The organism is Streptomyces subrutilus (assembly GCF_001746425.1).
GTDB lineage: Bacteria > Actinomycetota > Actinomycetes > Streptomycetales > Streptomycetaceae > Streptomyces > Streptomyces subrutilus_A.
In genome coordinates this window covers 5,526,436-5,539,444 of record NZ_MEHK01000001.1, presented here as the reverse complement: position 1 = coordinate 5,539,444, position 13,009 = coordinate 5,526,436, and the positions used below count along the sequence as shown (strand labels likewise).

Genomic DNA, 13,009 nt, shown 5'->3' with positions numbered 1-13,009 from the left:
CGCGCCGCGTCCTGGAGCGAGAGCGCAGCCGGCCACACAGGCGGCGGCGATCTCACCCTGCGAGTGGCCCAGCACCGCATCGGGCTTGACGCCCACGGACGACCACACGGCTGCCAGGCCCACCATCACCGGCGAAGCTCGCCGGCTGAAGGACATCGACCCGCTCCATGGAGCTCGGGCTCGGTCTCCCCGCGCAGGACGTCGATCAGCGACCAGTCCACGTACGGCTCCAAGGCCGCCGCGCACTCCGCGATCCGCTCCGCGAACACCGGGGAGCTGTCGAGCAGTTCACGTCCCATGCCCGCCCACTGCGAACCCTGCCCCGGGAACACCCACACCACCTTGCCCGGCGCACCGGCCCCGGCACTGCCGGACACCACACCCGCCGCGCTCTCGCCCCGCGCCAGCGCCCGGAGTCCTGCCAGTGCCTCCTCGCCGGACTCGGCCACCACGACCGCACGCTCACCGAAGACCGCACGGCTCGACACCAGCGCCCCGGCGATGTCCGCCGGCGGCAGCCCGTCGGCGTCCTCGACGAAGGCCGCCAGCCGGCCGGCCTGGCCGGCCAGGGAGCCGGTGCTCCGGGCGGAGACCACCAGCGGCACCACACCCGCGGGCACCGTCTCGTCCGGGACGGCTCGCCCTTCGGCGGGCGCCTCTTCCAGGATCAGGTGCGCGTTCGTGCCGCTGATGCCGAACGAGGAGACGCCCGCGGCGCGGGTGACCGTTGTGCGGCCATTCCCGCGCCTCGGTCAGCAGCTCGATGGCGCCCGGTCCAGTCCACCTGCTTCGAGGGCTCGTCCACGTGCAGCGTGGGAGGCATGACCCCGTGGCGCATGGCCTGGACCATCTTGATCACACTGGCCACGCCGCGGCCGCCTGGGTGTGGCCGATGTTCGACTTCAACGAGCCAGCCACAGCGGCTTCCGGGTCGCGGCCCTTGCCGTAGGTCGCCAGCAGCGCCTGCGCTCGATCGGGTCGCCCAGCGCCGTACCGGTTCCGTGCCCCTCCACCACGTCCACATCGGACGGGGTGAGACCGGCCGTGGCCAGCGCCTTGCGGATCACGCGCTGCTGCGAGGGGCCGTTGGGGCGGTCAGGCCGTTCGACGCGCCGTCCTGGTTGACCGCGCTGCCGCGCAGCACGGCCAGACCTGGTGGCCGCGCTCCCGCGCCACCGACAGCCGCTCCAGCACCACCACCCACGCCTTCGGCCCATCCGGTGCCGTCCGCGCCGTCGGCGAAGGCCTTGCAGCGGCCGTCTCCGGCCAGGCCCCGCTGCCGGGAGAACTCCACGAAGGAAACGGGGGTCGCCATGACCGTCGCGCCGCCGGCCAGCGCCATCGAGCACTCGCCCTGCCGGAGCGCCTGCGCGGCCAGGTGCATCGCCACGAGGGACGAGGAGCACGCCGTGTCCACCGTGACCGCAGGGCCCTCGAAGCCGAACACGTACGAGACGCGGCCCGAGGCCACGCTCGACGCGGTACCGGTGCTCGCGAAGCCTTCCAGTTCCGGTGCGACCACACCGGCCCCGTAGCCCTGGCTGGACACGCCCGCGAACACGCCGACATCGGTGCCCTTCAGGGGGAACGGGTCGATGCCGACCCCTTCCAGCGCCTCCCAGGAGGTTTCCAGCAGCAGTCGCTGCTGGGGGTCCATGGCGAGGGCCTCGCGCGGCGAGATCCCGAAGAACCCCGCGTCGAAGAGGCCCGCGCCCCGTACGAAGCCGCCCTGGCTGGTGTACGAGGTGCCCGCGCTGTCCGGGTCGGGGTCGAACAGACCGTCCAGGTCCCAGCCCCGGTCGTCCGGGAAGGAGGACATGCCCTCACGCCCCTCGCGCACCAGCCTCCACAGGTCCTCGGGACCGGTGACATCGCCGGGCAGCCGGCAGGCCATCCCGACGATCGCGATCGGCTCGTCAGGATCCGCGACGGCGGCCACGGCCGCCTCGGACGCACCGGTCGCCGCGTCGCCGAACTCCTCGAGGAGGTAGCGGGCCAGGGCGAGCGGGGTGGGGTAGTCGAATACCAGCGTGGCGGGGAGCTTCAGACCCGTCGCCTCGCGCACCCGGTTGCGCAGCTCGACCGAGGTGAGCGAATCGAAGGTGAGCGAATCGAACCCGGCGTCCTTGAACGCCATCTCCGGCCGCACACCGCCCGGCCCGCTGTGCCCGAGCACGACCGCGGCCTGCGCCCGCACCAGCTCCAGCAGCAGCGCCTCCTGTTCGGCCGCAGCGAGTCCGGCCAGCCGGCGGACCAGCCCGCCGTCGTCGGCGGATCCCGCTCGTGCCTGCTGCCGGCCCGCCCGGACCAGGCTGCGCAACAGGTGCGGCACCCCGCTGCCGGCCGCCGCCCCGGCCCGAGCTCCCCGCAGGTCCAGCTTGATGGGGACGAGCAGTGCCTGCCCGGACACCGCGCCGGCGTCGAACAGCTCCATGCCCTCCACCGCCGTGATCGCCAGGGCACCGCCACGGTTGATCCGTGCCTGGTCGACGGCGCTGAGGTCGGCGGTCATGCCGGTGGTCTGCTCCCACAGGCCCCAGGCCAGCGACAGGCCCGGCAGGCCCGCCGCCCGGCGGTGGGCCATCAGCCCGTCCAGGAAGGCGTTCGCCGCCGCGTAGTTGCCCTGACCGGCGGACCCGAACACGCCCGAGGCGGACGAGAACACGATGAACGCGTCGAGGTCCAGGCCCCGCGTCAGCTCGTCGAGGTGGCGCACCGCGTCGACCTTCGGTGCGAAGACGCCCGCCAGCCGCTCGGGCGTCAGGGCTCCGATCACGCCGTCGTCCAGTACACCGGCGGTGTGGACGACACCGGTCAGGCGGTGCTCGGCCGGTACGGAGGCCACCAGGGCCGCCGCCTGGTCACGGTCGGACACGTCACAGGCCACCACCGACACCGCGGCGCCCTGCTCGGTGAGTTCGTGGACCAGCTCCGCCGCACCTTCCGCGTCCGGTCCCCGGCGGCTGGCCAGCACCAGGTGCCGTACGCCGTGGTGGGAGACCAGGTGCCGGGCCACGAGAGCGCCGAGCGAACCGGTACCGCCCGTGATCAGGACCGTTCCCTCGGGCCCGAACGCCGGTGCGCCGTCCACGACGGGACCGGCCGTACGAATGAGCCGGGGAGCCGACAGGGCCCCGCCGCGGACGGCGATCTGGGGCTCGCCGCTGCTGAGCACCGCACCCAGGACGGCCTCCGCTCCTTCGCCGGTGGCCGGGTCGGTGTCGATCAGGATGATCCGGTCGGGGTTCTCGGCCTGCGCGGCGCGCACCAGACCCCAGACCGCAGCTCCGGCCGGGTCGGTCACGGCGCCGTCACCGGCGGGGACCGCCCCGCGCGTCACCACGAGAAGCCGCGACTCCTCCAGCCCGCTCCCGGCCAGCCACGCCTGGACGACGCCCAGGACGCGGGAGGTCAGCGCCAGTACGGCGTCCTCGCCCTCGCCGCCCACCGCTTCCAGCACCGCCACCGCGGGCACACCGGCACCCGCTGCGACACCGTCGGCCAGCGCCGCCACATCATCGGCGGTGGCCACCGCCGCCACCGACGCCGGCGAGACCTCCGGCCTCTGAACCGCAGCGAGTTCGGTCCACTCCACCTGGAACAGCGAGTCGGCGACGGCCGTGTCGGCCGCGGCGCCCAGCTGTTCGGCGGACACCGGGCGGGACACCAGCGAGTCCAGCGTCACCACCAGGCCGCCGGTCTCGTCCGCGGCCTGCAGTGATACGGCGCCGGGCCCACCGGCCACCAGCCGCACCCGCAGCGCCGAGGCGCCCGCGGCGTGCAGTTCCAGCCCGTTCCACGCGAACGGCAGTACCGCCTCGCCGGCCTCCTCGGCCGCCGCGCCCGTCGGGGTGCTGAACATTCCCGTGTGCAGGGCGGCGTCCAGCAGCGCGGGGTGGATACCGAACTCGGCGGCCTCCTTCGTCTGTTCCTCGGGCAGGGCGACCTCGGCGAAGAGCTCCTCGCCGCGCCGCCACACCGCCCGCAGGCCCTGGAACGCCGGACCGTACCCGTAGCCGCGCTCGACCAGACCGCCGTAGAAGTCTCCGACCTCGACCGGCTGCGCGCCCGCCGGCGGCCAGGCCGCGAAGTCGAACCGGGTACCGTGCCCGCCCGGCTGACCGGCAGCCGACACCATGCCCGTGGCGTGCCGCGTCCAGGCGTCCGCGCCGTCCCCGTCGGCGGCGTCCTCGCGCTGGGAGTACACCTCCACCGTGCGCGCACCGTTCTCGCCCGCCGCGCCCACCGCGACCTGGAGCCGCACGCCGCCCTGCTCGGGCAAAACCAGCGGTGCCTCGATGACCAGCTCTTCCAGCACGCCGCAGCCGGCCTCGTCGCCGGCGCGTACGGCCAGCTCCACCAGCCCGGTGCCCGGCACGATGACGACGCCGCCGACGGCGTGGTCGGCCAGCCACGGGTGCGACCGCAGCGAGAGCCGCGAGGTGAAGACCAGCCCGTCGGACTGCGGCAGGCGCACCACCGCGCCCAGCAGCGGGTGATCGGCCGTCGCCTGTCCCAGGGACGCGGCGTCCGTGGCCGCGCCGCCCGTCCGGAGCCAGTAGTGCTGGTGCTCGAAGGCGTACGTCGGCAGGTCCACACGGGCGGACGCCGCGCCGGCGGGCAGCACCCCGGCCCAGTCCAGCTCCACGCCGCGGACGAACAGCTCGGCCATCGCCGTCAGCAGGGCCTGCTCCTCCGGGCGGTTGTCGCGCAGGGCCGCGACGCAGAGGACCTCGGCTCCCGCGGCGGCGGCCGTCTCCTCGACCAGGCCGGTCAGCGCCCCGCTCGGCCCCATCTCCACGAACAGCGTGCCGCCGTACTCCACCGCGGCCGCGATGCCCTCGGCGAACCGCACGGGCCTCCGCACGTGCCCGGCCCAGTACTGCGGGTCGGCGAGCTCGCCCGGCTCGGCCAGGCGCCCGGTCACGTTGGAGACCACCGGGATCACCGGCGCCTGCCACTCGACGGCGGTGAGCTCCGCGGCGAACTCGGCCAGCATCGGCTCCATCCGCAGGGAGTGGAACGCGTGCGAGACCGCGAGCCGCTTCGTCTTGTGTCCCCGCTGCCGCATCCGGTCGGCGGCGGCGAGGACCACCTCTTCCTCTCCGGACAGGACGATCGAGGACGGGCCGTTGACCGCCGCGATCTCCACGCCCTCACCGAGCAGGGGGGCGACCTCGTCCTCGGTGGCCGCCACCGCCACCATCGCGCCGCCGGGCGGCAGCGCCTGCATCAGCCGGCCCCGGGTCGCGACCAGCCGCGCCGCGTCCCGCAACGACAGCGCACCGGCCGCGTAGGCGGCGGTGATCTCACCGACCGAATGCCCGATCACGGCGTCCGGCCGCACCCCCCAGGACTCGACCAGCCGGAACAGCGCGCTCTCCACCGCGAAGAGCCCCGCCTGCGTGAACACGGTCTGGTCCAGCAGGGCGGCGCTGCCCGGCACCTCGCCCAGAACCACAGCCCGCACCGGGTGGTCGACCCATCCGGCCAGGCACGCGTCCAGCTGCTCGCACGCCTCGTCCAGTGCCTCCGCGAAGAGCGGATACCGGGCGTACAGCTCCCGGCCCATGCCCACGCGCTGCGAGCCCTGGCCCGAGAACACCCACACGGCCTTGCCCTGGGCGCCCGAACCGGCAGCGCTGCCCGAGACCACACCGGCCGCGCTCTCTCCGCGCGCCAGCGCACCCAGCCGCGCCACCGCCTCCTCCGTGGACTCGGCGAGCACGACCGCGCGGTCACCGAAGACCGCGCGGCCCGACAGCAGCGCCCCGGCCACGCCCGGCAGCGACAGCTCGGCAGCACGCGACTCCAGGTGCGACGCCAGCCGTCCGGCCTGACCGGCCAGCGAACCGGCACTGCGCGCGGAAACCACCAGCGGCACCACACCGGCGGGCGCCTGCTCCGGCGAGACGCTCTCGGCCTCCTCGGCGGGCGCCTCTTCGAGGATCAGGTGCGCGTTGGTCCCGCTGATGCCGAACGAGGAGACGCCGGCCCGGCGCGGCTTGTCACCGTTCTGCGGCCACTGCCGCGCCTCGGTCAGCAGCTCCACCGCACCCGCGGTCCAGTCCACCTCGGTGGTGGGCGTCTCCACGTGCAGGGTGGGAGGCATCACGCCGTGGCGCAGTGCCTCGACCATCTTGATCACACTGGCCACGCCCGCGGCCGCCTGCGTGTGGCCGATGTTCGACTTCAACGAGCCCAGCCACAGCGGCCGTTCCGGGTCGCGGCCCTGGCCGTAGGTGGCCAGCAGTGCCTGCGCCTCGATCGGGTCGCCCAGTGCCGTACCCGTACCGTGTGCCTCGACCACGTCCACGTCCGCGGCCACCAGACCGGCACTGGCCAGCGCCTTGCGGATGACCCGCTGCTGCGAGGGGCCGTTCGGCGCGGTCAGGCCGTTGGACGCGCCGTCCTGGTTGACCGCACTGGCACGCAGTACCGCCAGGATCCGGTGGCCGCGCTCCCGCGCCACCGACAGCCGCTCCAGCACCACCACACCCGCGCCCTCGGCCAGGCCCATGCCGTTGGCGCCGTCCGCGAACGCCTTGCACCGGCCGTCGGCGGCCATGCCCCGCTGCCGGGAGAACGCCACGAAGGTGCCCGGCGTCGACATCACCATCGCGCCGCCGGCCAGCGCCACCGAGCACTCGCCGGCCCGCAGCGCCTGCGCTGCCAGGTGCATGGCCACCAGCGAGGAGGAACACGCCGTGTCCACGGTGACGGCCGGCCCCTCGAAACCGAAGACGTACGACACCCGGCCGGAGGCCACGCTGGGGGCCACACCCGTCCCCGTGAAGCTCTCCAGCTCGGGCGCGATGGCACCGCCGCCGGACCCGTAGCCCTGGCTGCACACCCCGGAGAACACACCGACGTCGGTGCCCTTCAGCGAGACGGGGTCGATGCCGGCGCCCTCCAGCGCCTCCCAGGAGGTCTCCAGCAGGAGCCGCTGCTGGGGGTCCATGGCGAGGGCCTCGCGCGGCGAGATCCCGAAGAACCCCGCGTCGAACTGCCCCGCCCCCCGCAGGAACCCGCCCTGATCGCAGTACGAGGTGCCCGGGTGGTCGGGATCCGGGTGGAACAGCCCGTCCAGCTCCCAGCCCCGGTCCTCGGGGAACCCCGCCACCGCGTCCCGGCCCTCGGACACCAGCTGCCACAAGTCACCCGGCCCCGCCACACCGCCCGGCAGGCGGCAGGCCATGCCGACTATCGCGATCGGCTCGTCAGCGTGGCTCGAGCCCTGCTTCTTCAGGTGGTGCAGCTCGGTCGTGACGCGCTTCAGGTACTTGAGGAGCTTTTCGTCCGTGGCCATTCTTTTAAGTCCTTACGAAGGTGTGGTGGAACCGCAAAGGCTTGAACCGGTGTCAGACGAGTCCGAATTCACCGTCGATGAAGTCGAAGATCTCATCGGCGGACGCGGATTCCAGTTGGTCAGCCACCTTGGAACCGTCCGTGCTCTCCAGCACTCCATTGCACCTGGCCACCAGGCCCTGAAGGCGAAGCCCGATAGCGGATTTCATGGATTCGTCGAGTCGCATTCCACTGATCAGCGACTCGATGTCCTCGATCCTTGCGTTCACCCGGGAAAGCGCGTCGTCGCTGACACCGAGCGCGTCGCGCAGGTGGCGGGCGAGGGTCAGCGGGGTGGGGTGGTCGAAGACCAGCGTGGCGGGGAGCTTCAGGCCGGTCGCCTCGCGCACCCGGTTGCGCAGCTCGACCGAGGTGAGCGAGTCGAAGCCGACATCCTTGAACGCCGTCTCCGCCTTGACGCCGCCAGGCCCGCTGTGGCCGAGCACGAGCGCGGCCTGACCGAGCACCAGGTCGAGGAGCAGGGCCTCCTGGTCCGCTTCGGCGAGTCCTGCGAGCCGCTGGACCAGCTCCCCGTCCTTGGCGGCTCCGGCCCGTGCCTGCTGCCGGCCCGCCGGTACGAGGCCGCGCAGCAGGTGCGGTACGCCGCCGCGGGCCGCCGCCCCGGCGCGCACGCCCTTCAAGTCCAGCTTGACCGGGACCAGAAGGGACTGCGCGGACACCACGGCGGCGTCGAACAGCTCCATGCCCTCCGCGGGGGTGAGCGCCACGACTCCGTCGCGGTTCGCGCGCCGGCTCATCCGCGCCTGGTCGTCGGTGCTGAGGTGCGTGGTCATGTTGGTGGCGTGCGCCCACGTCCCCCAGGAGAGGGACAGGGCGTGCAGGCCCGCCGCACGGCGGTTGGCCATCAGCCCGTCGAGGAAGGCGTTCGCCGCTCCGTAACCGGCGCTGCCGGCTCCCATGAAGACGGACGAGGCGGAGGAGTAGACGATGAAGGCGTCCAGGTCCATGCCCCGAGTGAGGTCGTCGAGGTGGCGCACCGCGTCGACCTTGGGTGCGAAGACGCCCGCGAGCTGCTCCGGGGTCAACGACTCGATCAGTCCGGCCTCGAAGACACCGGCGGTGTGCACGACTGCGGTCAGGGGGTGTTCGGCCGGTACGGAGGCCAGCAGGGCCTCGACCTGGCCGCGGTCGGACACGTCACAGGCCACCACCGACACGGCCGCGCCCTGAGCGGTGAGATCGGCGACGAGCTCCGCCACACCCTCCGCGTCCGGGCCCCGACGGCTGGCCAGCACCAGGTGCCGTACGCCGTGGCGGGAGACCAGGTGCCGGGTCACCAGCTCACCCAGCGAACCGGCACCAGAGACCAGCACGGTCCCTTCCGGCCCGAACACCACCGGAACGTCCGGGGCCCGATCGGCGGCCCGGGCGAGCCGGGGTATGGAGAGGGTGGTTCCGCGCACCGCGATCTGCGGCTCGCCGCAGGCCAGTACCGAACCCAGCACCGGCTCCACGCCTTCCTCGGCGGCGGGGTCGATGTCCACGAGGATGATCCGGTCGGGGTTCTCGGCCTGGGCGGCACGCACCAGACCCCAGACCGCCGCTCCGGCCGGGTCGGTGACCGCGGCGTCCCCGCCGGCGGGAACCGCGCCCCGGGTCACGACGACCAGCCGCGACTCCTCCGGTCCGGTCCCGGCCAGCCACGCCTGCACGGCCCCCAGGACGCGCGAGGTCAGCGCCAGGACGGCGCCCTCCCCGTGGCCGCCGACCGCTTCCAGGACCGCCACCGCGGGCACACCCGTGCCCGGTGCGGCGCCCTCGGCCAGGGCGGCCACCTCCTCGGCGGTGGACACGGCCACCGGCGCCGGCGAAGACACCCCGTCCCGGACCCGGGTCAGCTCGGTCCAGTCGACCTGGAACAGCGAGTTGGCGGCGGTGTCGTCCGCGGCCGTCTCCAGCTGCTCGGCGGACACCGGCCGGGACACCAGCGAGTCCAGCGTCACCACGAGGCCGCCGGCCTCGTCGGCCGTCTGGATCGTCAGCGCGTCCGGACCGCTCGGCGCGACGCGTACCCGAAGGGCCGAGGCGCCCGCGGCGTGCAGTTCCAGCCCGTTCCAGGCGAAGGCCAGCACCGGGCCCCCGGTCTCCTCCTCCGACGTGCCCGCCGTGGGGCGGAACGTCGCCGCCTGCAGGGCCGCGTCCAGCAGCGCCGGGTGGAGGCCGAACGCGCCGGCTTCCTTGCGCTGTTCCTCGGGCAGGGCGACCTCGGCGAAGACCTCGTCGCCGCGCCGCCACACCGCCCGCAGCCCCTGGAAGGACGGGCCGTACGCGACGCCGCGCTCGCGCAGCCCGTCGTAGAACCCGACGGGATCCACCTCGACCGGCTGGGCACCGGGCGGCGGCCAGGCGGCGAAGTCGAAGTCCGGTCCCGGTCCGCGCGTCGCGGGCGAGGCCGACAACAGTCCGGTGGCGTGCCGCGTCCACGCCTCCGCGCCGCCCTCGCCGGCCGCGTCCTCGCGCTGGGAGTACACCTCCACCGGGCGCGAGCCGGTCGCGTTCGGTGCGCCCACCGCGACCTGGACCCGGACACCGCCGTGCTCGGGCACCACCATCGGCGCTTCGATCACGAGCTCTTCCAGGACCCCGCAGCCGACCTCGTCGCCGGCGCGGACGGCCAGCTCCACCAGCCCCGTACCCGGGGCGAGCATCAGGCCGCCGATCGCGTGGTCGGCCAGCCAGGGGTGCGTGCGCAGCGAGAGCCTTGAGGTGAAGACCAGCCCGTCGGACTGCGGCAGCTGCACCACCGCGCCCAGCAGCGGGTGGTCGACCTTGGCCTGTCCCAAGGACGCGGCGTCGGTGGCCGACTCGGTCGCCTGGAGCCAGTAGTGCTGGTGGTCGAAGGCGTACGTCGGGAGGTCCACGCGCGCGGACGCCGCGCCGACGGGCAGCACCCGGGCCCAGTCCAGCTCAACCCCGCGGACGAACACCTCGGCCATCGAGGCGAGGAACCGACGCAAGCCGCCGTCCTCGCGGCGCAGCGAACCCGTCACGACGACATCGGTACCGGTGGTGTCGGCGGTCTCGGTGATCGGCTGGACCAGCACCGGATGGGCACTGACCTCCACGAACACCCCGTGACCCTGACCCATGAGGTCGGCCACGGCCGGACCGAAGCCCACCCGGCCCCGCAGGTTGCGGTACCAATAGCCGCCGTCGAGGACGTCGGCCTCCTCGACCCACGTACCGGTGACCGTGGAGTAGAACGGCACCTTCGGCGCCTGCGCAGTGATCCCGGCCAGTGCCTCGGCGAGCACCTCGCGGATGTCCTCGACGTGCCGGGTGTGGGAGGCGTAGTCGACCGCGACGCGACGGACCCGGACGCCCTCGCCCGACAGCGCCTCGAGCGCCTCGTCCAGCGCCTCGGCGTCACCGGCGACCACCACGGAGGACGGGCCGTTGACGGCCGCCACCTCCACACGGGCGGCCCACGGAGCGATCCGCGCCACGGCCTCGTCCTCGGACAGCGCCACCGACGCCATACCGCCGCGACCCGCCAGATCCTTGGCAATGGCCTGGCTGCGCAACGCCACCACACGCGCCGCGTCCTGGAGCGAGAGCGCACCCGCCACACACGCGGCCGCGATCTCACCCTGCGAATGGCCCAACACCGCATCGGGCTTGACGCCCACGGACGACCACACGGCTGCCAGGCCCACCATCACGGCGAAGCTCGCCGGCTGGAGCACGTCGACGCGCTCCATGAGCTCGGGCTCGGTCTCGCCGCGCAGCACCTCGATCAGCGACCAGTCCACGTACGGCTCCAAAGCCGCCGCGCACTCCGCGATCCGCTCCGCGAACACCAGGGAGCTGTCGAGCAGTTCACGTCCCATGCCCGCCCACTGCGAACCCTGCCCCGGGAACACCCACACCACCTTGCCCGGCGCACCGGCCCCGGCACTGCCGGACACCACACCCGCCGCGCTCTCGCCCCGCGCCAGCGCCCGAAGCCCTGCCAGCGCCTCCGCGCCGGACTCGGCCACCACGACCGCACGCTCGGCGAAGACCGCCCGGCCTGAGGCCAGGGCTCCGGCGACGTCCGCGTACGACACGTCGTCGGCGTCCTCGACCAGTGCCGCCAGCCTCCCGGCCTGAGTCGCGAGCGACTCCTCCGTCCGCGCCGACACCACCAGCGGCACCACACCGGCGGGCGCCGCCACCTCCGGGACGGCCTCGGACTCCTCGGCGGGCGCCTCCTCCAGGATCAGGTGCGCGTTCGTCCCGCTGACGCCGAACGAGGAGACCCCGACGCGCCGCGGACGGCCGTTGCGCGGCCATTCCCGCGCCTCGGTCAGCAGCTCGATGGCGCCCGTCGTCCAGTCCACCTGCTTCGAGGGCTCGTCCACGTGCAGCGTGGCCGGCATCACGCCGTGGCGCATCGCCTGGACCATCTTGATCACACTGGCCACGCCCGCGGCCGCCTGGGTGTGCCCGATGTTCGACTTCAACGAGCCGAGCCACAGCGGCTGTTCCGGGTCGCGGCCCTTGCCGTAGGTCGCCAGCAGGGCCTGGGCCTCGATCGGATCGCCCAGCGCCGTACCGGTTCCGTGCCCCTCCACCACGTCCACATCGGACGGCGAAAGGCCGGCAGCGGCGAGCGCCTTGCGGATGACCCGCTGCTGCGAGGGGCCGTTGGGGGCGGTCAGGCCGTTCGACGCGCCGTCCTGGTTGACGGCGCTGCCCCGCAGCACCGCCAGCACCCGGTGCCCGCGCTCCCGCGCCACCGACAGCCGCTCCAACACGACCACACCGACGCCCTCGGCCAGCCCCATGCCGTCCGCGCCGTCCGCGTACGCCTTGCACCGCCCGTCGGCGGCCAGGCCCCGCTGCCGGGAGAACGCCAGGAAGGAGCCGGGGGTCGCCATCACCATCACGCCGCCGGCGAGCGCCATCGAGCACTCACCCGACCGCAGTGCCTGCACGGCCAGGTGCATCGTCACCAGCGACGACGAACACCCGGTGTCCAGCGAGACCGACGGCCCCTCGAAGCCGAAGACGTACGACACCCGGCCGGACGCCACGCACGTCGCCGCCCCCGTACCGGCGAATCCCTCCACCTCGGGCGGCACCACACCGGCGCCGGCGCCATAGCCCTGCGTGGACACCCCGGAGAACACGCCGACATCGGTTCCCTTGAGCGAGAACGGGTCGATGCCCGCCCGTTCCAGCGCCTCCCAGGAGGTCTCCAGCAGCAGTCGCTGCTGGGGGTCCATGGCGAGGGCCTCGCGCGGCGAGATCCCGAAGAACCCCGCGTCGAACCCGCCCGCGCCCTGGAGGAAGCCGCCCTGATCGCTGTACGAGGTGCCCGCCTGGTCGGGGTCCGGGTCGACCAGCGCTTCGAGGTCCCAGCCCCGGTCGTCGGGGAAGTCGGAGACGGCGTCCACCCCGTCGGCGACCAGCTTCCACAGGTCCTCGGGCGAGGACACCCCGCCGGGGTAGCGGCACGCCATGGAGACGATGGCGATCGGCTCGCGCGCCTGGTCCTCGACCTCGTGCAGCCGCTTGCGGGCATCGCGAGCGTCGGCGATGGCCCTCTTGAGGTAGTCGCGGAGTTGTGCCTCGTCAGCCACTGGATTCAGCTCCAAGGAGATCGTGATGTGAGCGATTACTGAGGGGGGTCAACCGAAAATGCGCGGGAACCCCA

2 protein-coding genes and 3 pseudogenes are annotated in these 13,009 nt (G+C 73.6%); all 5 read right to left on the bottom strand.

The features are described from left to right. Nucleotides 1-75: 75 nt before the first annotated feature. A pseudogene (locus BGK67_RS41000) lies at nt 76-126 on the bottom strand (hypothetical protein); the annotation flags it as partial. Then, nucleotides 126-665 carry an acyltransferase domain-containing protein gene (locus BGK67_RS40995; protein WP_347878457.1) on the bottom strand — a complete coding sequence of 180 codons (540 nt, stop codon included), beginning with the start codon at nt 663-665 and terminating at the stop codon, nt 126-128. The gene BGK67_RS40995 and the pseudogene BGK67_RS41000, both read right to left, overlap by 1 nt. 2 nt (nt 666-667) lie before the next feature. Next, nucleotides 668-1,067, bottom strand: a pseudogene (locus BGK67_RS40990) (hypothetical protein). Beyond that, a complete protein-coding gene (locus BGK67_RS40155; RefSeq protein ID WP_244291307.1) occupies nt 1,064-7,309 on the bottom strand; it encodes a type I polyketide synthase in 6,246 nt (2,081 codons plus the stop codon). Before BGK67_RS40155 ends, BGK67_RS40990 begins: the two are co-directional and overlap by 4 nt. Before the next feature lie 52 nt (nt 7,310-7,361). Continuing rightward, nucleotides 7,362-12,896 (bottom strand): annotated as a pseudogene (locus tag BGK67_RS25765) (type I polyketide synthase); the annotation flags it as partial. Nucleotides 12,897-13,009: the final 113 nt, after the last annotated feature.

Bases quoted from the DNA above. Each gene is read 5' to 3' on its own strand.
- BGK67_RS40155 (WP_244291307.1), bottom strand. From the start codon at position 7,309: ATGGCCACGGACGAAAAGCTCCTCAAGTACCTGAAGCGCGTCACGACC.